Here is a 22,207-nt window from a genome sequence, read left to right as displayed (position 1 = left end):
AAGTTTCTAATTTGGACTAAATTTATTTGATGAAAGTATTACTTGTTGAAGATACGCCAGATCTCGTTTCAATAATTTTAAGGGGATTAAGTGAAGAGGGAATGGAGGTGAGTGTAGCAGGCGACGGTGATACGGCTCTTGGAATGGCCTTGAAACATAAATTTGACGTGATCATTCTGGATATTATGCTTCCTGGCATTAATGGTATCCAAGTTTGTAGAGAAATAAGGAAGAAAGATGAAAATGTGGCTATCATAATGCTTACCGCATTAGGTAGTACTGAAAATATCGTCACAGGCCTTGAAAGCGGTGCTGACGATTATTTAGTAAAGCCTTTCAAACTAATGGAGCTTTCTGCAAGAATGCGTACCCTTGTAAGAAGGAGCAGATCAACCGCCGCCCCTCAAGAAAAACTATCAGTTGCAAATCTCGAAATAAACATTTCATCCAAGACAGTCGCCAGAGCAGGAAAATCCATTAGTTTAACCGCAACAGAATATCGTCTTTTGGAGTATCTGATGCGCAATCACAATCGAGTACTTTCAAGAATTCAGATCTTAGAAAACGTGTGGGATATAGATTTCAATATGGGCACTAATGTAGTAGATGTTTACATAAATTATGTCCGTAAGAAGATAGACCTCCCTGATTCTGGCAAACTGATTCATACTGTTTTTGGTATGGGCTATATTTTAAAGGAAGAGGTGATTAATGAAAATTCAAAATAAGATAACTTTATTGTTTTTCGGATTGGGCACCGTAGGTTTAATTCTGCTTACGGCCTCCATCTTTTACTTTGTGTCAGAGTTTAACTTTGAAGATTTCTTTAAACGATTGGAAGCAAGAGCGAACCTTGCTGCGGAAATAAAAATTCATCCAGATGATAAGTCGGCCGCTTATCAGGAGGTAAGAAACCGTTATCTCGAAAAGTTGTCTGCAGAGCGGGACTTCCAGATCAAAGTTGATTCCAATGGCAACTTCAGCCAACCAGCAGGCTTGAAGCTTCCTGAAACGTTTTACAAGTCGGTACTGCAAAGCGGAAAAGCCCGCTACAATGAGAAAAATAATTTTTACTATGGTGGGTTGTATCATACGGACTGGGGTGATTATATCGTAGTCGTTTCTGCAGCAGACCCCTATGGCTTCAAAGAGTTGGACGCACTTAGCAAGATTCTTGTCATTGTTTTCATCGTATTCTTAGTGCTCATCTTCGTCGCTGGACGTATATTCTCACATTACACAGTTAAGCCCATCACTTCTATCATTAAAAGGGTTAATAATATTTCTGCCAACAATCTAAATTCCCGTTTAAAAGAGTTGAAAGGTAAAGACGAGCTAGCAGAGTTGGTTTTCACCTTTAATAATATGTTAAACAGACTGGAAACAGCCTTTGAAACGCAGAACAACTTCGTCAGCAATGCCTCCCACGAATTAAAAACGCCCTTGGCCATCATTAATGGAGAACTAGAACTACTACTTACTCAGGATGACCTCTCCGAACAAACTAAAACAGCTTTACAAGTTGTATCATCTCATGCTGAAAAGCTGAGTCATATTCTAACAAGTCTTCTCGGATTAGCTCAGTCCGGTTTTGACGGGAAGCGTCAGAACTGGCAGAAAATAAGAGTTGATGAACTGGTATTAAATGTGGCAGAAGCAGTTAAAAAAATTGATCCTGAAGGAACGATCCAGATTGACTTCAATGAGCTTCCTCAAGATGAATCCCAACTGCTCATTGATGGAAACCTCAACCTTCTTCAACTTGCATTTAGCAATATCTTCTTAAACGCCTGCAAATACTCTAACCATCAAACGGTAAAGGTTAGCGTTACTTCTAAACAGGGACGTATCAGTGTGAGCGTGGTTGATGTAGGGATCGGAATACCAGACGAGGAACAGCAACACATATTTGAGCCTTTTTTTAGAGCTTCTAATACCACAAATTTTGATGGGCATGGAGTAGGCCTTCCACTCACCTTAAATATCATACGTTTACACAAAGGTTCCATCGGCATCCGTTCAGAAGAAAACGTTGGTACAGAGATTAATTTGATGATTCCTGTTAGCGGCTTCTAATGACTTTCTAATAAAAATATTCCTGATAGCTATCTTTAATGAAATACACCCTTATTTTTAAGAATACCTCTATATCTAAGAAATCATGAGCTTAAATTCTAATGCCAATCTAATGACTATTTAAGCTGGCTCTAATGTTTCCACTGTAGTATTGTATAAGTAATTAGTCAAGGAAATAACCCTTTAAAAACGATACTTATGAAAACAATCCTAGTTCCTACAGATTTCACACAAAATTCTCTCGATTGCATACCAAGCCTTTGTGCGCAATTTGCGACCCAGAAAGTTTCAATTGTGTTTGTTCATATGTTCAAGCTCTCCGACTCTATTGGAGACCTCTTGATGCTTTCCAGAAGATCAAGAGAATTTGAAAACATCAGCGACGAGTTCTATACCACATGTAGCTCCTATAAAGCTCAGCTCAAAAATCTGGAAGCAGTTAAAATTGAATTCTTCTACGGTAGCACCATGAGTATGTTCCGTAACTTTTTGGAAAACCATGAAGTGGATTGTATTCTCAACCCGATTAACTGCTCCTGCGGGAAAATTAATAAGTCGAGTATTGATCCGCTAACACTTATCGAGAAATCAAAACTTCCCATGGTCAGCCTGATGCAAGTACAAAAAGAAGCGCTACCTAAACAACCACGCTTTATTGCCGAGCCGGAATTACAAGAAGCCTAATTTTTCACCATTAACCTATGAAAAATGTTATTAAAAGAAAATATTCCAGTTAAATACATATTCGGTAAGATCAAAGTCGAAGTCATGTTTGTTACCCTATATGCGGTTCTTATTGCTGTATTGTACAATAATTTCCACATCACACGGATCTCTATCCCAATAGCAGTACCCACGATGTTAGGCACCGTAATTTCATTGCTTCTAGCATTCAAATCCAATCAGGCTTATGATAGGTGGTGGGAGGCAAGAACAATTTGGGGCGCAATAGTTAATGATACCAGAACACTAACACGGCAGCTTTTGACCTTTGTTGATGATCCCTATGGTGAAGATAATGAAAGGGCCTTCTGCGAACGAATGGCAAAAAGGCAGGTTGCATGGTGTCATGCGTTAAGTCGCCATTTACGCGGTCATGATCCCTTAACGGGCTTGGATAAACTAATCAGTAAGGAGGACATCGAATTCATAAGCCGCTATAACAATATTCCTCTTGCATTGCAAGAGTTGCAAGGTGTAGATTTGAGAAATGCATTCAAATTAGGATGGATCAATGAATTCCAACAGGTCCAGATTGATAAAACACTAACCGCTTTCTCAAACGAGATGGGCGGGTGTGAAAGAATTAAGAATACAGTATTTCCAGTAACCTATAGTGTATACATCAGGTTTTCCTTGTTTCTTTTTATCCTGCTGCTACCTTTCGGCTTGATTGAATTCTTCGGAATAGTCGAGGTTCCTTTCGTAATTGCGATCGCGTCGTCTTTCTTATTAATTGAAAAGATGGCAATTCATCTTCAAGATCCATTTGAAAATAAGCCGACTGATACGCCTACCACTGCCATTTGTAACACCATTGAGCGTGACATTAAGCAGATGCTGAAGGAGAACTACAGACAAGAGGAGAATCAATCAGGTAGCCCTGCTCAAAAAACAAAAATGTACTACGTTCTTTAAGCTTAGATTTTTTCTTTAATCCCCATTAAACCTAGTAGCCCGCCAGTATGGAGGGCTATTATTTTTTCTTCTGGTTGAAAATAACCTTTGCTTAGTAGATCTTCCAAAGCATAAAACATTTTTGCAGTATAAACGTGGTCTATCAAAATTCCTTCTTCAGCGGTAAAGCTTCTAATAAATTTTATGAGTTCCGGGGTAGTCTTAGCGTATCCGCCAAAGTGGTAATCCATGTGTAGGGTCAACTGAGTGCGGACAGGTACGTATTTATTGATCTCCTCTTTTAGGAAACTTCCGCCTTTAAGAACTGGAATCACGTGAAGTTGGGTAGTTAAACCGGCATCATAGATCCCTTTCAAAAGTCCTGCAGCGGTTGTGCCGGTTCCAGCCGCGCAAAATATATGCTTTACATCTTGTGGCAACTCGGAAATAATCTCCGCACAGCCCATCACAGCCTCCATACAAGCTCCACCTTCATCTACAAAATAAGTATTCAGGTCTTTTTGAAAGTGTTGTTCGTAGAGTGATTTTTTATCTTTGTAAGATTCTCTGTCTACGAAGATTAGTTCCATGCCGAACAAGCGACAGAGCATAAGCATTTCATTTGTAAGAGATTCACCTCTTACAAATGATGTACTTTTTAGTCCAGACCTCGAGCAGGCAGCGGCAGTAGCAACTAAGTGGTTCGAATATGCGCCGCCGAATGTTACGATGTGGTTTTTGTTCTGACGGCCAGCCTCTTTAAGTATATACTTAAGTTTTCGCCATTTGTTCCCAGAGATATAAGGATCAATTAAATCATCTCTTTTGACAAGGACCTGATGTAAGGACGGACGTTTTAGCTGTTCTACTGGGCTAAAAATATTTAAAAACATTTAAACAAAATAACAGCCAGCTTGTTGAGTAATAAAATTAGGGTTTGAAATAGATCTTTCTGATTAGATAGGGAAAGAAATTCAGGACGATTTTTACATTTTGAGTAAAATTTTTCATAATCAAGAGTATTAGGTTGCGTTATTCGCAGGCCCTCAAATAGCAAGCCAATTTCTTTTTTCTAATATGTAATCTGTAAAGATTAGTTTTGCGCATTGGAATCACCCTGCGTTATTAACTTAGAAATAAGCATTAGCGGAAGAGTTAACGATTCCCTAACATGAAAAAAAGGAAAATTTAATGGAAAACCTCAGCAGCTCGACCGAGCTTGATGATCAGGAATTGTACGAACATCTGAACATTGTTGTAGATAAAGGACAGTCTCTTCTTCGCATTGACAAGTTTTTAATGCATCGTGTCGAAAACGCTTCCAGAAATCGCATTCAGAATGCCATAGACGCAGGAAATGTACTTGTGAACAAGACCACGGTCAAAGCAAGTTACAAGGTAAAACCAGCAGATGAGATCTCGGTTGTGTTTCCACACCCGCCGAGAGATACCGAAGTTTATCCAGAAGATATTCCATTAGATATTATTTATGAAGACAAGGATTTACTGGTTGTAAACAAGCCTGCAGGCATGGTAGTACATCCTGGGTATAATAATTATACAGGAACATTGGTAAATGCGTTGGCTTTCCACTTCGAACAACTGCCAGAATTGCCGGGAAATGAAGGAAGGCCCGGATTAGTACACCGTATAGATAAAGATACATCTGGTCTTTTGCTGATCAGCAAGAATGAGATCACAATGACCAAGCTCGCTAAACAATTTTTTGACCACTCCATTACCCGTAAATATATCGCCCTGGCATGGGGTGATGTGCTTGAAAATGGTACAGTTACAGGTTATATTGGACGTAGTCTAAAGAATAGAATCATCATGGATGTATATGATGATGAAGAAAAAGGTAAGTGGTCGGTAACACATTATACGGTTTTGGAACGTTTAGGGTATGTAACTTTAATCAGCTGCCAGCTAGAAACTGGTCGCACACATCAAATCAGAGCACATATGCAACACATTGGTCACCCACTTTTCAACGACACCAACTACGGTGGAGACAAGATCGTTAAGGGTACGACCTTTAATAAATACAAACAGTTTGTGCAAAATACGTTCAACTTGTTGCCGCGACAAGCTCTGCACGCACAAACGTTGGGCTTTATCCATCCAACTACTCAACAGTACATGGAATTTGAAGCACCGTTGCCTCCTGATTTTGACGCGGCATTAAACAAATGGAGAAACTATATCGTACAACCTTAGTTCATGCAACCACAATACATCTTACATAACGACGAATTCTTTTTATCTACCCAAGCTGTTCTAACTGCGCAAAACCGCGCTTTTAGATACGGGGATGGTCTTTTTGAATCCATGAGGATGTGCAGTGGGAAGTTGCAGTTTGCCGAAAAGCATGCAGATCGACTTACTGCGGGAATGAAGGCTTTGAAAATGGAAGGCGCGGGCTTAATGGATGAATATTTTCTTAGGCAAAAAGCTTCAGAGCTGGCTAAACGCAACAAACTAAAGGAGGGCGCTAGGTTAAGGCTTTCTGTTTACCGTGCGGATGGCGGCTTGTATGCTCCCGAAAATAACAAAACCGGCTACTTGCTTGAAGCCAGTGTAATGCCCTCAGATCGTTATGAACTTAACAAAAAGGGTCTGATCGTAAACGTATTCGATGAGATCACCAAACCGACAGATAAACTTTCAAACTTCAAAACAAGTAATTCGCTATTATACGTCATGGCCGGTATCTATAGAAAGCAAAACACCCTTGATGATGCGTTTATCTTAAACAGCAATGGGTTCCTTTGCGAAAGTATCAGCTCCAACGTTTTTGTTGTTTATAACAAGCAAATTTACACGCCGGCGCTCACTGAAGGATGTGTCGCAGGAGTGATGCGGAGCGTGGTCATGGAAATTGCCAAAAATGATGACCTGCCTTTAATTGAGGCACAAATAAACCCAGAGGTGCTAAAAGAAGCAGAGGAGGTTTTTGTAACCAATGCAATAACCGGCATCCAGTGGGTGATGGGCTATGGTAGAAAGCGTTATTTTAATGAAGTATCTAAACTGTTGAGCAGCAAGTTAAATTCGCAATTGTCTTAAGGTCTGATCCCGTTTTAAATTTCCTGAATAAAGTTGCATTAAAGAAAAGCTGAGGTTATGCCAGGCTTCTAGTGATCTCACTGTGTCTACGGTCTGAGCTCACATTGAGCTTTATTACACCTTTGCGCTCCCTATGCGCTTGCTAGTCGGCCTCTGGTCGGCTCTGAGCCGAGGAGGAACCGAAGAGGAAGCGAAGGGCAACCGAAGAGGGACCGAAGAGGGAGCGACATCATACTGAGTTTTCAGTGGCTTCAATGCGTCATCATTAAGAGCCTGTCGCAACGTTGACGTAACGCTAGGTTAGCTCAAAATGTCGCTTTGATCACCAATACCCGGCGCTTACCAAGTAATCAGTTCACAATCTCCGCATTTGGTAATTTTGCAGGCTTAAGATTGAGAGTTATTAGCATATTTATAGAAAATTGATAGTTCATTTCAAGATAAATCATGATGAAAAAGATAGTATTTATATTTATTGCCGTTTTACTGGTTCAATTAAACGAAAATTGTAAAGCTCAGGATCTCAGCCAGCAGAACGAAATATTTTGGCATACTAACACTACTCAGGGAATTACATGGGACATTACTAATGAAAAGCGGTTGCCACATGCAGATAATATTGAAATGTCGGGTTCCATGGTATCAGGAATTATTAGGTATACCGTCAACTCTAATAAGCAAGTAAGTATCGTTAGAGATGTGATTTTTCCTCAACTTCGAAATTATAACAAACCAAATGAGTCCATGTACCGGGCTTATCTGCGTTCTGATTATGGTGATAATGTTCTACCGGTCATAACCTTCGCAGAAAAGAAATATGAAATTGGAAAGCTTGATTCGGTGAAGATCAATGGTAAGATCAGCTTTTATTTTAAAGAAAATGATGGAATTCAGGTGATCAGGTCGTTCTTTCCATCAATGGATAAGCGGGTTTTTGTAGAAAAGTGGACGTTGGTTAATACTGGATCAAAGCCTAGAACATTAGCTATTGGAGCTACGGAATTCAGTCAAAATGAATCAGGATGGCATGGACAATATCATCGTAAAATAACAACAGACGCACAGAAACAGACCACTATTGCTCCTGGAGAAAAATACGAATTTGGAATATTCTTTACAGCTACATTAAACGATGAATCTCAGCCTGAGAAATCATTAGTTGCGGTAGAGCGTACCCGGGATCTCTTTTTAGATAGTGTTTCTAAAAACTTGCAACTCCTATCGCCTGATAAAGAGCTCAACACCTTGTTTTACTTTTCAAAGATCAGAGCCGCAGAGAGCATCTTTAAGTCCCGTTTAGGTTTAATCCATTCTCCAGGAGGCGGAAATTATTACTTAGGTATCTGGGCTAATGACCAGGCCGAATATAGCGGACCTTTCTTTGCATATTTGGGGTATCAAACCGGCATGCAGGCTGCCATGAACACTTACCGGATATTTAAGCAAAACATTCCCAAAGATGGCAGCAAGATATCTGCCTCATTTGAACTGGACGTTACTTTCCCTTTCGGAGACAATGACAGGGGAGATGCCGCCATGATTGCTTATGGTGCCACCCATTTTTTATTGGCATCAGGAGATAGAAATAAAGCGGAAGAGATTTGGCCTTTGATCGATTGGTGCTTGAAATATACTCAGAAAAGGCTGAATGCAGAAGGAGTGGTCGCCTCAGAAAGTGATGAACTAGAAGGAAGATTTCCGACTGGGAAAGCGAACTTATCGACCTCTTCGTTATACTACGGTGCACTGATACAAGCTGCCAACCTGGCGAATGCGATGGGCAAGTCGCCGGCGTTAGGTAAAAGTTATCGGGAACAAGCGAAACAGTTGGCTAAAGCCATTGAAACTTACTTCGGTTCAAACATTCAAGGATTAAATACCTATAAATATTACAAGGAAAACGTAACGCTAAGAAGTTGGATCTGTCTACCCTTGGTTGTGGGTTTAAATGCAAGAAAAGAGGCAACGCTAGACGCTTTATTTAATAAATTGTGGTCTGCAAATGGCGTAGTTACCGAACTGAAGGCCAATCAGGCTGAAGCAAAGGTTTTTTGGGATCGGGGAACGCTGTATGCGTTTAGGGGTGCTTTTAAGGCCGGCGCAGCAGATCAGGCGTTAAAGCGCCTGACTGAATATTCAAAAACCCGTTTAACTGGCTTCCGTGTTCCATATGTGGTTGAAGCATGGCCTGAGAATGGGATGGCCCACTTATCTGCCGAAAGTGCATTGTACTGCCGGATCTTTACTGAAGGTTTATTCGGGCTTGAGCCTATTGGATTTAATGCCTTTTCATTAACACCCAATTTACCGTCCGATTGGAATTTCGCTGAAATTAAGAATATTCATGCCTTCAATGGTATATTCGACATCCGCTTAACCCGGGAGCAAGGTGAATTAAAGCTGGTAATAGTTAAAAGCGGTAAAATTTTAGTTAGCAAAGTAATAAGGAATGGAGCGCAAACAACGATTTCCGTTAACTAATGTAGCAACTTGATTATTTTCTTTATATTGTGGTCACTAACCAATAAAAACCCCCCATTGGACTATAGCAGCCATACCGATCAAGAGTTAACCAGCAGGTTTATCGCTGGTGATGATGCTGCATTCAAAGAAATTTATCTCAGTTACGATAAACCTTTATTCTTATATGCCTATCATAAGCTGGGAAATAGAGAAGAGTCTAGAGACATGGTGCAGGATGTATTTGCCTGGCTATTGAACAACAGAGAAAGTTTTGATCCAAATACTACACTTACAGGCTACCTCTATAAGTCTGTCCTAAATAAAGTTTATAACGTTTATAAGCATAAAGACGTGTTGAAAAAATACGCGGATGAGGGTAATAGGTATCTGGACAGAGAAACGACCGAGACTGATTTTATGATTCGGGAGAAGGATATCCAGGCGATGATTGATAAAGAAATTTCGGCTATGCCGAAAGGAATGCGGGAGGTCTATGAAATGCGACGTATGCAATATCTTTCAATAAAGGCGACTGCTGAACAATTGGGGGTTGCAGAGTCAACGGTCATCACCCAAATGAAACGTGCGATGAAGCATTTGCGGTTGAAACTTGGTTTATTGATTTATTTATTTACTTTTTTATATTGAACTATCTCTGGGCTTTGTCCCCAATTTAAGTTTTTGAATTGCCTTTAATTAAAATGATGACTCTCGAGAAGGATAAGAATGGAAAATAAAGATATCAGGGATGAAGAAGCCACCAAATACTGGTTACATTATTTCAGAAGAAATGATGTCCCTGAGTTAACGGAAGAAGAATTGGATCGAGAAAGCGAATACATGTATTCGGCGTTGATGCAGGCTTCTGAGCAGCCTTATAGAAAGACTACACGTTTTAATTACCCTTTATGGTCTGCTGCTGCTGCGGTACTGTTGGTGATCGGAGTTTCCTTATTCTATTTTAAATCTCCAAAGTCAGTTCATAGCGATCAGCAAGCTAAGACCGCAGCAGTGGACGTAATACCGGGCAAAACCGCCGCCACACTGATTTTAGCCGGTGGCCAACAAATTAAACTTTCTGATGTTCAAAGCGGAAAGATTGCCGAACAGGCAGGAGTTCATATCTTCAAGGCGGCAGAAAACAAATTGGTTTACCAGGCTGCGGACGTCAGCGTAAAAAATACCCAGACAAACACCATTCTTACTGCGAAAGGCGAGCAATATAGCGTAGACCTTCCCGACGGGACTAAAGTGTGGTTGAATGCTGCGTCATCATTAAAGTTTCCGACCACCTTTGCTTCCTTGTCAAACAGAATAGTTGAACTGACGGGGGAGGCATACTTTGAGGTGGCAAGAGACAAATCTCATCCATTTATTGTTAAGACTAATAAACAGGACATTAAAGTTCTAGGGACACATTTCAATGTAAGCAGCTATCCCGATGAGCAAGTCACTAAAACTACCTTAATGGAAGGTTCAGTTAAAGTCGTTTCCAAGAATAACGCCTCTTCTGTAGCGACACTCAAACCTGGGCAGCAGGCCCAACTTTCTTCGAAGGCTTTGAAAGTAAAGGAAGTTGACTTGTCGGAGAGCACAGCATGGAAAGATGGCGACTTTAACTTTGAAAATGAAGAGTTTAGCAGCATCTTGAGACAAGTTTCCCGCTGGTATAATGTAGAAATCATAGACCAGGGCAATCATGATGGATTGAAGCTTTCAGGTATGGTTTCCCGTTCTAAAAGCTTGTTTACGGTGCTGATGTCACTTGAGCGTACTGCCAAATTGAAGTTTAAGATTGAGGGTAGAAAGGTGACCGTCCTTGAATAATGAAATCCCTTAGTGTATTTTTAATTGTTTTCTTGACTATTTCCGGGATGAAAAGTTCCGCCCAGCGCGTTACTTTGCATCGAAAGAACGTCACATTACCGCATGTTTTTAAGGAGATAAGGAAGCAGACTAAATATGATTTTCTCTATAATGCCGACTTATTAAAAGGTGCTAAACCCGTAAATGTAAGTTTCAACAATTCAAGACTAGAGCAGGCCTTAGACAGTCTGCTGAAAAGCAATGCGCTGCAATATACTATTGAGAATAAGGTAGTGCTGATCACCGCAAAAGAGACGTTTATACAGTTAAAGCAGGTTTCTTACTTGATTTCTGGAGTGGTTAAGGACAAGCAAGGGGTGACCCTTCCAGGAGCTAACGTTTTACTGAGCGGTTACCAGATAGGTACGGCGGCAGATAGTGCCGGTCGGTTTGTACTGAAGGGCCTTACACCAGGGAATTATAACCTCTTGGTAGAGATGATTGGGTATCTGCCGTTGACACAGAATGTCATCGTTACCAACAAGGCAAAAGAGGTACAAGTTGTGCTTGAAGAAAACGTAAACCAGTTAACGGAGGTGGTGGTTAGGCCAGATCCGTTTCGCTCAGAGTATTTGGCATCGTTTAGAGAGAACTTTATCGGGACTTCGCCAAACGCCAAGAAGTGTGTGATCATTAATCCGGAAGTGATCCGATTTGACTATGATAAGGACCTGCGAATATTAAAGGCCAGTTCGGATGAATTGCTCATCGTTGAGAATAGGGCCTTGGGATACACTTTAAAGTATTTGCTAAGTTATTTTGAGAAGGACTATGAAACCAATGTGGTCCATTTTTATGGCTACCCATATTTTGAGGAGTTAGAAAGGAAGGAGTCTAAGATTAAACGCTATGCTAAACTCAGGCGATCCGCTTACATTGGCTCTCCCCAGCATTTCTTTAGGGCGTTATACAACAACACCTATCGAGAGCAAGGATTTCTTATCAATAGTTTGGTTAAAATGCCAAATATGAAGAAGAAGCCGGATAATGTGATTGATGAGCGACTCAAACTTCTTTCTGAAAAGATGCGTAAGCGGAGGGATGAGAAGCGCAGGAAGGAATCGCTTTCCTATTGGACATCAATGAAAATTTTACCTGATACGGTTGAGGTATTGCTGCGGGAGGAAGTTGCCAGACATACTTTGGTTCAACAAAAGACTCCCGCACTTAAAACACTTAATTTTGAGGATGCCCTATATGTTATTTTCATAAAAGAAGGCGAGCCAAAGGACTACACGAAGTATTCAGGATACAAAATTCAGCGGCCAAATGACTTTGTAAACTTCCAGATTTCTTTACTTTACAGGTTGAAACCATCACCCGGTTTTTATGAGAATGGGGGTTTGTTTGATCCGGAATCACTGCTTTTTGAAGGTATGTGGGCTTATGAAAAAGTAGCAGATATGGTTCCAATGGATTATGTACTGGATAAATCTGAGAAATAAGACTAATAAATAATTAACGTTAAATTGACGTTTAATTTATCTTTCGTATATTAGCTTCAATTAAGAGGAAAGACTGTGTGTTTTTTTTATTGGTTTTCTAACTAAATACTTGTGATGATACCCATGATGTTAAAAGTAAATGCTTTAAGGCAAACCCTTTTATTTTTGAATTTGACGTTTGTTTTTTTGCTTTTTTCAGCAAAGGTTACTTGTCAGAATAAGTATCCATTTCAACTCTTTAAATCTTCAGAAGTCACTTTATCAGATGGCATGTTTAAGCAGGCTGAACAAACCGACTTGCATTATATGCTGGCTTTAAACGCAGACCGCTTATTGGCTCCATATCTTCGCGAAGCAGGGCTTAACCCCAAAGTTGAAAGCTATACCAATTGGGAAAACACTGGTTTGGATGGCCATATTGGAGGACATTACCTCACCGCACTGTCTCTGATGTATGCATCGACCGGTGATTTGAAAATTGCTGCACGGTTAAAGTATATGCTTTCAGAACTAAAGCGTTGTCAGGACGCAAACGGAAACGGATACATCGGTGGAGTCCCTGGAAGTAAAAAGTTATGGGCTGATATTGCTAGTGGAAATATTGAAGCTGAAACGTTTAGTCTAAATAAGAAATGGGTGCCACTCTACAATATCCATAAAATATTTGCCGGATTACGGGATGCTTATTTACATACAGGGAATTTGGAAGCGAAAACAATGCTGGTCAAATATAGCGACTGGTTTGTTTGGCTGACTGATAAATTATCCGACGATCAAATACAAATGATGTTAAAGTCTGAACACGGAGGGATCAATGAAGTTCTTGCGGATGTTTATGAGATTACCGGCGACAAGAAGTATTTAAAACTTGCTTATCAGTTCTCTGATAATAAAATACTTGACCCGCTCTCTAAGGGGGAAGATCGTCTTAATGGTATTCATGCAAATACCCAGATCCCTAAAATTATTGGTTTTAAGAGAATTGCAGATTTGAGTAAGGACTCTTTGTATGCAAAAGCTGCGTTGTTCTTTTGGAATGAAGTGGTAGGAAAGAGGAGTGTTGCTAATGGTGGAAACAGTGTTAGAGAGCATTTTAATCCAATAAATGATTTTTCAGGAATGATAAATAGCGTTGAAGGTCCGGAAACCTGCAACAGTTATAATATGCTCAAACTGACTAAACTTTTCTACGAATCTGAGGGTACGATAAGTTATATAGATTACTATGAGCGTACCCTATACAACCATATTCTTTCTTCACAGCATCCTGACAAGGGAGGCTTTGTATATTTTACTCCGATGAGGCCAGGGCACTACCGGGTATATTCACAACCTGAAACGAGTTTTTGGTGCTGCGTAGGTTCAGGCTTAGAGAATCATGCGAAGTACAACGAAATGATCTATGCCTATAAAGGGGAAAATCTTTACCTCAATCTTTTTATTCCTTCTAGGTTAAATTGGAAGGATAAAGGTTTGACTTTTGAACAGCAAACACAGTTTCCGGAGAAGGACAAAACGATTTTTACGGTTACCTCAGGTAAAGGAGCAAAGTTTACTTTGAACGTCCGTTATCCGTCGTGGGTTTCAAAAGGAGCATTAAAGATAAGTGTGAATGGTAAAGCTGTAACTGTTAACGTCAATCCTGGATCTTATGCTTCGATCAGTCGGGCTTGGACAAAGGGCGATAGGGTGGAAGTTACTTTGCCAATGGAAACAAAAACGGAGCAAATGCCTGATGGTTCTAAGTATGTCGCCGTACTACATGGTCCGATATTGCTTGCAGCTAAGCCTGATACGGTGGGTATGACAGGTTTATTTGCTAATGATAGCAGGATGGGGCATATTGCATCAGGAAAGCAGCGGCCGCTTCAAGACATGCCTCTTTTTATAGCTAATGGAAGTCCGTTGGCGCAACACGTGAAAGCTGTTCCTGGTAAGAGCATGACCTTTACTGCGGCTCAACTTATTTATCCTGTTAGTTTCAAGGATTTGGAGCTCATTCCATTTTATAAGATCCATGACTCCAGGTATATTATATATTGGCAAGAGGAGACTTTAGCCGAGCTTGCTAAAATAAAGGAAAAACTAGCTGAGGAGCAACGTATAGCTGATGAGCTTTCCAAAATTACCATCGATATGGTTTATCCTGGAGAGCAACAGCCAGAGTCTGATCACTTTTTCAAGGGCGAACAGACGAATACAGGTATCTATAAAGACAGGCATTGGCGAAGTGCTCGTGGTTGGTTCAGTTATGAATTGAATGATCCGAAGAAGGAAGCAGGTTATTTAAGACTCAGTTATTATGGTCGTGATCATAACCGAAAGTTTAAAATTATTGTTAATGAGCAGCTTCTGGCAAATGTGAGTCTGGATGGGAGTAAGGGTGATAAATTCTATACTATAGACTATCCAATATCTTCTAATTTTATCAGTGCTGATTCTGGGAAGTTAAATGTCAAGTTTGTTGCAGAGGAGGGTTCTGAAACTGCTGGTGTTTATGAATTGAGGTTAATTAAGAATTAAAACACACAAGACAAAAGAAATACAGTCTTTCAAAGTTGATTCTGAATCCCGCTTTTACTGTTTTTGTTTAGCGGCATGGCAATCGAGCAGAAATAGTGGTTCCGAAGAATCTATCCGCTTTGCTTTGAGTAATGATGGTTACACCTACAAAGCATTGAATGGGAACGAACCCGTGATAGACTCAAAGAAGATCAGTTCGACTGGGAGTGTGGGCACCGCAGACTATATATGACGCTGTAGCTAAATAGTCTATGACTTATTGGTCAATGAAGCATGGAAACAATCCCGACAAAATCTATTGGGCTTATGCCAATAAGGATTTTACTGACTTGGAGACTGAGCCGAAGCAGCTGTTTTTTAGTCCGACAAACGGTGCTTGCATAGATGGAGATATCATTTTCAATGAGGAGAAATTTCAACTATGAAAAAGATACTGCTGGACTTAACCCTTTTAATCAGTCCCACAATATGTTGTTGAACCGGGCGATGGGCGGATTGAATGGCGGTGATCTGGGTGATACCAAGTTTCCCAACCGCTTCGAGGTTGACTATGTCAGGGTTTATCAGAAATAGACGCCTGTAGCTGCGCGGTAAATCAGGTTATTTATTTTAGTATTTACGGTTTCCTTGTCCCCAATTTGACTTAGTTCGTTGTCTTTAATAGTACTAACCAACTATAAAACATTATGATACGGAAGCGCTCTCTTCTCACCTTTCTGTTCGTTACAGTCTTGGGGTTTCTGGCATTTGTTCCAAGGGATGACGATCCTTTGGACAAGCTGGTTGCTGCTTTACAGAAATGGACGGAGATCAATGCTCAGGAAAAGGTTTATCTCCATATGGATAAGCCTTATTATGCCTTGGGTGATACGATATGGTTTAAGGCATACGTTGTTACCGGTTCAAGACATCAGCTTTCTGCCTTGAGCGGGGCGTTATATGTGGATTTGATCACCGAAAAAGACTCCATAGTTAAAAGCTTGAAACTCCCTGTCAGCGCTGGAATGAGCATGGGCGACTTTACTTTAGAAGACGATCTGAGAGAGGGTAATTACCGCATCCGGGCCTACACCCAATGGATGCGCAATGCAGGAGAAGATTATTTCTTTGACCGGACCTTCACGGTAGGAACACCTGTTAGCAATGAGGTTTTAGTTAAATCCGCCTACAATTATACCACGGTTGAGGGTAAACAGGTGCTAACCGCCTTACTGAATTACACAGATGATGAAGGTAAGGCACTATCCGGTCGGGAAGTGCAGTACGATATTATGGTTGACAAGCAAAGAGTCCATAGCAAGTCTGCCAGAACCGATTCTGATGGCAATATCTCCATCGCTATTTCCAATACTGAACAGTCAGATTTAAGGGGCGCTTACATTAGAACAGTTATAGAAAGCGATGCGAAAAAGAAAGTGGTAAAAGACTTTCCGATTAAGGCTGGCATGACCCAGACTGATGTTCAGTTTTTTCCTGAAAGCGGTAATCTGGTGAATGGGATTTTATCCAGAGTTGCATTTAAAGCTACTGGAATTGATGGAATAGGTTTGTCGGTTAAGGGAAAGGTGTTTGATAATGAGAACAAGGAGGTGGTATCAATTGAAACCATGCATGCAGGCATGGGATCTTTTCTGCTGAACCCCGAAGCAGGCAAGACGTATACTGCAAAGTTGAGCTTTCCAGATGGTTCAGAAAAAGTAATCCCATTACCTAAAGCGAATGACGATGGGTATGTACTGAGTGTTTACCAACCTAATCAGGATAGTATTCTGGTACGGGTGAGTACTTCTCCCGCATTATTGAAAGTAGCAGCCGGAGCACCGATCAACGTTAATATCATTGCTCAAACCGGCGGGGAAACAGTTGTTGCCTCACCAGTTAAGATTGAAAGGCAACTGACTTCATTCTGGCTTCAAAAGAGTGCCTTTCCTTCAGGCATCGTGCAATTCACCTTGTTCAGTAATACAGGAGAACCTTTAAACGAAAGACTCGCTTTCATAAAAACGAAGGACCGGATGCAGCTGAAGCTGAGCAGCGCAAAAAGTAATTATAAAAGCAAGGAGAAGGTAGATCTAGAACTGGAGGCCAGGGATAGGAACGATAAGATGGTCGCGGGAAACTTCTCGGTGACCGTAATCGATGAGAGTAAAGTTCCGATGAATGAGGACAGTGAACATACGATCTTCTCAGATCTGCTGTTGACTTCAGATTTGAAGGGATATGTTGAAAAGCCAAACTACTATTTCAGTAAGGAAACAGAAGAAGTAAACAAGGCACTGGACAACCTAATGCTTACGCAGGGTTACAGGAGGTTTCTATGGAAAGAGCTGGCTGCAGATCCAAGTACCGCCTACCTAACTGACCCTATGTTCAAAAAGGAGAGTTTAGGTACCGATATTTCGGGAGTAGTGAAAACACTTGGGGATAAAATAGTTTCGAATGCAAAGATCACCTTGGTTTCTACAAAAATAGGGGTGTTTGAGACGGCTACCGCTGATGCCAACGGAAGGTTTAAGTTTGAAGGACTGGTTTTGACAGACAGCATTAAGTTTACGGTCCAGGCCAAGACAGAAAAGAACGGCACAAAGGTAGAAGTAGTGCTTGATAGTGTGCCTAAGCTAGTTGTAAATAAAAACAAGAATATTGGCGATGTGAGCACAAACATCCCATATTTGATGAAGGCCTACATTGACAACAGTAAAAAGCTTGATGACTTCTATGAAAAGACTGGTCAGTTGAATAGGGTGCAAAAGCTAAGGGAAGTAAATATAACCGCCAGGAAAAAGCCAGTTCAAACCTATGCTGCCCAGGGACAACTTCGAATTCCTGACGGGCATTCAGATCAAACTTTGGTTATAGAAAGGCCTGAGCTGTGTGCTACTTTGGGAATATGTCTGCAAGGACGTCTGGGGGGTATACTTTTTGGAGAATACAAATGCAGTCCATATTCGACAATTACAAATTATCCGATCTACAGAACGGTCCCTATGCTCACGATTTTAGATGGTCGGTCAATTACAGATTGCGATGAACTTTCAGGAATTTATGATGGCAATGTTTTAGATCCAATGGACATCGTAAAGATAGAAGTTGTTAGGACCAATTTTGCTTTAATGGCGACTGTTAGTCGTGATGGTGTTCCTGTTCCTGCTCTATTCATTTACACACGCCGGGGCCTGCAAAAGAAACAGTACGTTCCAAACGTAGCCAATATTTCGCCTAAGGGCTTTAATAAAGCAAGAGAATTCTATACTCCTCGTTACGACAGACCGGGTAGCGAAAATACGCTGCCCGACTATCGTTCTACCGTCTACTGGAATGCCAATCTAAAGACGTATTCTACAGGGAAAGCGAGTTTCAGTTATTTCAACGCAGATGGTCCCGGTAACTATAAAGTCATTATTGAAGGCATCAATGCCGAAGGAGAGTTGGGAAGAGAGGTTTACAGATACAAGGTAGACGCCGCCGAAAATGAGCCAATTCAAGCATTTGCCTACAAAGCTAAGTCAGATACAATTACAAGTGCTCTAAATATTCTTAATAAAGCGTTACCTATTGAGAAAGTGTATTTACATACAGATAAGCCATACTATTTAGTCGGTGATACAATTTGGTTTAAAGCTTATGTTGCCTCAGGAAGCAACCATTTACCATCGACTCAGAGTGGGACACTTTATGTTGATTTGATAACCGAAGGTGATTCAATATTGCAGACCAGAAAGCTGGAATTGACATCTGGAACCGCTAAAGCCGAGTTTATGCTCGATGACAGCACTGCCCGGGAAGGGAACTACCGCATTAGGGCCTATACCCAGTGGATGCGAAATGCTGGGCCGGAGTATTTTTACGATCGAACATTCATCGTAGGAAACGCTGTCACAAACAACGTATTTTCAAAAATTAGCTACCGCTATAAGGAGGGCGCTGGAAAGGGTAAAATAGCTGCGTTGGTAAAATATGCAGACGAGAAAGGGGAGCCTTTTGCAGAAAAAGAAGTGGACTATCAACTGACGGAAAGCTACAAAACACTGGTTTCGAGCTCAGGAAAGACCAATTCACAAGGAGAGCTCCTTATAGATCTTCCTGAAACCAAGGATGTACAATTGAATCGACCGTACTTATCGACCCAACTAAATGTGAGTAAAAACCAGGTTATTCCAAAGACATTTTCAATTAGAAGTGGTAACCCCGAACCAGATTTTCAATTTTTCCCGGAAGGAGGGGTACTACTTAATGATGTCCGGCACAAAATTGCTTTTAAGGTTGCTGGAATAGATGGATTGGGAATGACAGTCAGTGGCATTGTCGTTGATTCCGATGGTAAGACTGTGGCTCAAATTCAGACACAGCATCTTGGTATGGGAGCTTTTACCATAATGCCTGAGTCCGGCAAAACTTATACAGCAAAAGTTAAGTTTGCAGATGGCAGTGAACGATCATATACATTGCCGGCAGCTTCTGATAGTGGGTATGCCTTGGCAATATCTCCAAAAGGAAGAGATTCGATTGCAGTTACAGTAAACGTAGGTAGGAAGACCTTCCAATTAAATCAAATTCTGAAAGTCGTTGGGCAGTCTAACCAAACGGCTTGGGTTACCAGAGATGTTAGTATGGATAAATCTAGCAGCACCTTATTTCTGCCTGTTAAAGATTATCCATCGGGGTTGACACAGTTCACTTTGTTTAGTCAAGACCTCCGGCCTTTGAATGAGCGACTTGTATTTCTCCAGAACAGAGATACACTTACGCTCAATGTTTTTGAAATGAAGACAGCTTATGCTCAGAAGGAAAAGGTAGCGTTTCAACTGGAAGCTAAGGGAGACGGTTTAAATGGAGTTCCTGCTAACCTTTCTGTGTCAGTAGTTAGTGAAACTTCGGTTCCTAGTATTCCTGGCAACGAAAACTCGATCTTCGCTCAATTACTACTTTCAGCTGATTTAAAAGGCTACATTGAGAAGCCTAATTACTACTTCACAAGTGTTTCAGATACGACCCGGTCTCATCTCGACTTACTTATGCTAACTCAGGGATACCGACGGTTTATTTGGAAAGATGTTATTGCCAGTACATTCAAGCCCGCCCAATACAACACTGAGAAAGTGGTTAAAACTATTACCGGTAGCCTGAGGACGCTAAATAACAAGGTGCTCCCTGATGGAAAGGTCATGCTATTTAACAACAAAAATGGGGCGATACTTACTGCAATCACAAACAGCGAAGGCAGGTTTAGTTTTGATAATGTAAGCTTCACCAAAGATGCAAAGTTCACGATTCAAGGACGCACTACGACTGGAGGAAAAAATGTGATTACGTTAGTAGATGAAGTTGCTGCGCAAAGTGTAACCCCAAATATTAATATCGGAGATCTTAGTAACGATATTGCAGCACAAACCAAGGTTTCTTTAGAGGCGGCGAAGGCACAAGATCTGGAATTGGATAAAGATGGAAAAGTAAGCAAAGCAAGGCAATTGAGAGAAGTACAAATAAAATCGGTTAAGAAATGGAGTTTTGGAAATAAGATCAGCGATAGTCAGGCTGACCAGGTGTTCAGGCCTGATTCAAGCAGGCCTTGTGCGACATTGATGGAATGCCTTATAGAGATGGATAGAAATTCAAGTGTTTCCTTTAAGCAAGAAATGGATGATTCTGAACGGAAGTGCGGAATGCTGAACGTTTTTATGAGTAAGGAAGCGAAAGAGTATACGGTTTTAATTGATAATATGCTGGTTAAAAGATGTGACTATCAAGACCTGTTACTTGGGACTCCAATGAGCATTGAAAAAATACTTTTTTCTCATCAAAGTGCCGCAATTAGCGCCCGACTACTAACAGGTTATTATAGGGGAGGTATACCACCGCCAGTAATCGCAATCTATACGAAAAACGGAAATTTTAGAGCCGGCTACGATCCATCAATTGCCACTTACTCACCGAGGACCTATGACGTGTCAAAGGAGTTTTACCTACCACGATATGATGTTGTTAGCGATAGCACTGTCGCTGATTTGCGCAGTACAATATACTGGAACCCTTCAATAATTACCGTTGCTAATGGAAGAATTCCAGTCAATTTCTTTAATGGAGACCGTCTAGGTGCTTATAGGGTAACCATAGAAGGAATCGGTAAAAATGGCTTTTTAGGTAGAAAGGTATTTCGGTATGAAGTGATGGCGACGCCCTGAAATAGATTACTTTGATGCTTCCTACAACCTTACACCCCTCAAAAACTCCTCAACCGTCATTCTTTTTTTGCCTTCATATTGAATGTCAATCAATTTAATGAAGCCATCCTTTGTAGCAAATTTAAGAAACGTTTTTCCATCTGTTAGGAAGCCTCCCGCAGCAATACCTGGTTCTTTATCTTCTAATTCTGCCTTAAAAATTTTTAGCGTTTTTTCGTTAAGCTTTGTAAAGGCTGTTGGGTATGGGCTTAAGCCTCTAATCTTGTTAAACAAAACTTGTACTGGCTGGTTCCAATCAATAAAACAATCGTCTTTGAAGATCTTTGGTGCATGTTTAAGCTCATCACTTTCAGGTTGAGGTTGCTCTTGATAATCACCGGTAGCAATCGCAGTAACGGTTTTGACCAACAAGTCCGCGCCCACGTTCATTAACTTGTCGTGAAGCTCGCCAGCTGTTTCATCATCAGCTATAGCAACTTTTTCGTAGAAGATGACGTCTCCGGTGTCAATTTCGTGTTTAAGAAAGAAGGTAGTGACTCCACTTTCTTTCTCTCCATTAATAATGGCATGATTGATTGGCGCGGCCCCCCGGTACTGAGGTAGTAGGCTAGCATGAAGATTGATGGTTCCTTTTGCAGGCATATCCCAAACGATCTCTGGTAACATTCTAAAAGCGACTACCACCTGTAGATCTGCACCTAGATTGCTTAAGGCTTCAATAAAAGCTGGGTCCTTTAATTTCAGGGGCTGTAATACAGTGATTCCTTTGGAAATGGCATACTGCTTTACTGCGCTTTCCTGAAGTTTTTGTCCCCGTCCAGCTGGTTTATCTGCCGCAGTTACTACCCCTACGACCTCAAAGCCAGCATCAACAAGTGCAGCTAACGATGCCACTGCAAAGTCCGGGGTTCCCATAAAAACTATTTTCATCAATCTATGTTTATGTGTACAGCAATCAAATTTAGC

General features: G+C 40.9%; 16 protein-coding genes. 14 read left to right on the top strand and 2 right to left on the bottom strand.

Features of this window, described 5'->3' with window-relative positions:
* The first annotated feature begins 29 nt into the window (after positions 1–29).
* The 4 genes from WKF66_RS09410 (at position 30) to WKF66_RS09395 (ending at position 3,714) form a co-directional block, all read left to right on the top strand.
* A complete protein-coding gene (locus WKF66_RS09410; protein ID WP_489674180.1) occupies positions 30–728 on the top strand; it encodes a response regulator transcription factor in 699 nt (232 codons plus the stop codon).
* Positions 712–2,076, top strand: a complete 1,365-nt coding sequence (locus tag WKF66_RS09405; protein ID WP_489674179.1) for a HAMP domain-containing sensor histidine kinase — start codon at positions 712–714, stop codon at positions 2,074–2,076. Before WKF66_RS09410 ends, WKF66_RS09405 begins: the two co-directional genes overlap by 17 nt.
* Positions 2,077–2,274: 198 nt before the next feature.
* Positions 2,275–2,760, top strand: coding sequence for a hypothetical protein (locus WKF66_RS09400; RefSeq protein WP_489674178.1), 486 nt, complete (start codon positions 2,275–2,277; stop codon positions 2,758–2,760).
* Positions 2,761–2,784: 24 nt separating this feature from the next.
* Complete coding sequence (locus WKF66_RS09395) at positions 2,785–3,714, top strand: bestrophin family protein (protein WP_489674177.1); 930 nt, start codon at positions 2,785–2,787, stop codon at positions 3,712–3,714.
* 2 nt (positions 3,715–3,716) lie between these two features.
* Here WKF66_RS09395 and WKF66_RS09390 read toward each other — a convergent pair whose 3' ends face one another.
* A complete protein-coding gene (locus tag WKF66_RS09390) occupies positions 3,717–4,586 on the bottom strand; it encodes a 1-aminocyclopropane-1-carboxylate deaminase/D-cysteine desulfhydrase (RefSeq protein WP_489674176.1) in 870 nt (289 codons plus the stop codon).
* 298 nt (positions 4,587–4,884) lie between these two features.
* On the opposite strand from WKF66_RS09390, the gene WKF66_RS09385 reads away from it, so the two are divergent.
* The 10 genes from WKF66_RS09385 to WKF66_RS09340 all read left to right on the top strand — a co-directional run bounded on the left by WKF66_RS09385 (position 4,885) and on the right by WKF66_RS09340 (position 21,241).
* Positions 4,885–5,913, top strand: coding sequence for an RluA family pseudouridine synthase (locus tag WKF66_RS09385; protein ID WP_489674175.1), 1,029 nt, complete (start codon positions 4,885–4,887; stop codon positions 5,911–5,913).
* Positions 5,914–5,916: 3 nt separating this feature from the next.
* Positions 5,917–6,762 (top strand): aminotransferase class IV, encoded by an 846-nt coding sequence (locus WKF66_RS09380; protein ID WP_489674174.1) that lies wholly within the window; start codon positions 5,917–5,919, stop codon positions 6,760–6,762.
* Positions 6,763–7,209: 447 nt separating this feature from the next.
* On the top strand, positions 7,210–9,243 hold the full coding sequence (locus WKF66_RS09375; RefSeq protein WP_489674173.1) for a six-hairpin glycosidase-like protein: 2,034 nt from the start codon (positions 7,210–7,212) through the stop codon (positions 9,241–9,243).
* 57 nt (positions 9,244–9,300) lie between these two features.
* A complete protein-coding gene (locus tag WKF66_RS09370; protein ID WP_489674172.1) occupies positions 9,301–9,873 on the top strand; it encodes an RNA polymerase sigma factor in 573 nt (190 codons plus the stop codon).
* Between the two features lie 78 nt (positions 9,874–9,951).
* Complete coding sequence (locus tag WKF66_RS09365; RefSeq protein ID WP_489674171.1) at positions 9,952–11,052, top strand: FecR family protein; 1,101 nt, start codon at positions 9,952–9,954, stop codon at positions 11,050–11,052.
* A gap of 47 nt (positions 11,053–11,099) precedes the next feature.
* A complete protein-coding gene (locus WKF66_RS09360; protein WP_489674170.1) occupies positions 11,100–12,536 on the top strand; it encodes a carboxypeptidase-like regulatory domain-containing protein in 1,437 nt (478 codons plus the stop codon).
* Positions 12,537–12,650: 114 nt separating this feature from the next.
* On the top strand, positions 12,651–15,059 hold the full coding sequence (locus tag WKF66_RS09355; RefSeq protein ID WP_489674169.1) for a beta-L-arabinofuranosidase domain-containing protein: 2,409 nt from the start codon (positions 12,651–12,653) through the stop codon (positions 15,057–15,059).
* A 266-nt stretch (positions 15,060–15,325) separates the two neighbouring features.
* Positions 15,326–15,484, top strand: a complete 159-nt coding sequence (locus tag WKF66_RS09350) for a hypothetical protein (RefSeq protein WP_489674168.1) — start codon at positions 15,326–15,328, stop codon at positions 15,482–15,484.
* On the top strand, positions 15,462–15,632 hold the full coding sequence (locus WKF66_RS09345; protein ID WP_489674167.1) for a hypothetical protein: 171 nt from the start codon (positions 15,462–15,464) through the stop codon (positions 15,630–15,632). The genes WKF66_RS09350 and WKF66_RS09345 overlap by 23 nt, the downstream gene beginning before the upstream one ends.
* A gap of 113 nt (positions 15,633–15,745) precedes the next feature.
* Entirely contained in the window at positions 15,746–21,241 is a 5,496-nt protein-coding gene (locus tag WKF66_RS09340) for a carboxypeptidase-like regulatory domain-containing protein (RefSeq protein WP_489674166.1), read from the top strand.
* Between the two features lie 21 nt (positions 21,242–21,262).
* Here the strand turns inward: WKF66_RS09340 and fmt are convergent, their stop codons facing one another.
* On the bottom strand, positions 21,263–22,171 hold the full coding sequence (gene fmt / locus WKF66_RS09335; RefSeq protein ID WP_489674165.1) for a methionyl-tRNA formyltransferase: 909 nt from the start codon (positions 22,169–22,171) through the stop codon (positions 21,263–21,265).
* Positions 22,172–22,207 lie beyond the last annotated feature (36 nt).

This window comes from Pedobacter sp. (genome assembly GCF_037719805.1).
GTDB lineage: Bacteria > Bacteroidota > Bacteroidia > Sphingobacteriales > Sphingobacteriaceae > Pedobacter.
Note: the sequence above shows the minus strand (reverse complement) of the source record. Positions and strands in the feature narration are given on the sequence as shown.

What these genes read in the sequence shown, in the direction of transcription:
- WKF66_RS09410 (WP_489674180.1), top strand. Translation starts at nt 30, where the DNA reads ATGAAAGTATTACTTGTTGAAGATACGCCAGATCTCGTTTCAATAATT.
- WKF66_RS09405 (WP_489674179.1), top strand. Translation starts at nt 712, where the DNA reads ATGAAAATTCAAAATAAGATAACTTTATTGTTTTTCGGATTGGGCACC.
- WKF66_RS09400 (WP_489674178.1), top strand. Translation starts at nt 2,275, where the DNA reads ATGAAAACAATCCTAGTTCCTACAGATTTCACACAAAATTCTCTCGAT.
- WKF66_RS09395 (WP_489674177.1), top strand. Translation starts at nt 2,785, where the DNA reads ATGTTATTAAAAGAAAATATTCCAGTTAAATACATATTCGGTAAGATC.
- WKF66_RS09390 (WP_489674176.1), bottom strand. Translation starts at nt 4,586, where the DNA reads ATGTTTTTAAATATTTTTAGCCCAGTAGAACAGCTAAAACGTCCGTCC.
- WKF66_RS09385 (WP_489674175.1), top strand. Translation starts at nt 4,885, where the DNA reads ATGGAAAACCTCAGCAGCTCGACCGAGCTTGATGATCAGGAATTGTAC.
- WKF66_RS09380 (WP_489674174.1), top strand. Translation starts at nt 5,917, where the DNA reads ATGCAACCACAATACATCTTACATAACGACGAATTCTTTTTATCTACC.
- WKF66_RS09375 (WP_489674173.1), top strand. Translation starts at nt 7,210, where the DNA reads ATGATGAAAAAGATAGTATTTATATTTATTGCCGTTTTACTGGTTCAA.
- WKF66_RS09365 (WP_489674171.1), top strand. Translation starts at nt 9,952, where the DNA reads ATGGAAAATAAAGATATCAGGGATGAAGAAGCCACCAAATACTGGTTA.
- WKF66_RS09360 (WP_489674170.1), top strand. Translation starts at nt 11,100, where the DNA reads ATGAAAAGTTCCGCCCAGCGCGTTACTTTGCATCGAAAGAACGTCACA.
- WKF66_RS09355 (WP_489674169.1), top strand. Translation starts at nt 12,651, where the DNA reads ATGATACCCATGATGTTAAAAGTAAATGCTTTAAGGCAAACCCTTTTA.
- WKF66_RS09350 (WP_489674168.1), top strand. Translation starts at nt 15,326, where the DNA reads ATGAAGCATGGAAACAATCCCGACAAAATCTATTGGGCTTATGCCAAT.
- WKF66_RS09345 (WP_489674167.1), top strand. Translation starts at nt 15,462, where the DNA reads ATGAGGAGAAATTTCAACTATGAAAAAGATACTGCTGGACTTAACCCT.
- WKF66_RS09340 (WP_489674166.1), top strand. Translation starts at nt 15,746, where the DNA reads ATGATACGGAAGCGCTCTCTTCTCACCTTTCTGTTCGTTACAGTCTTG.
- fmt (WP_489674165.1), bottom strand. Translation starts at nt 22,171, where the DNA reads ATGAAAATAGTTTTTATGGGAACCCCGGACTTTGCAGTGGCATCGTTA.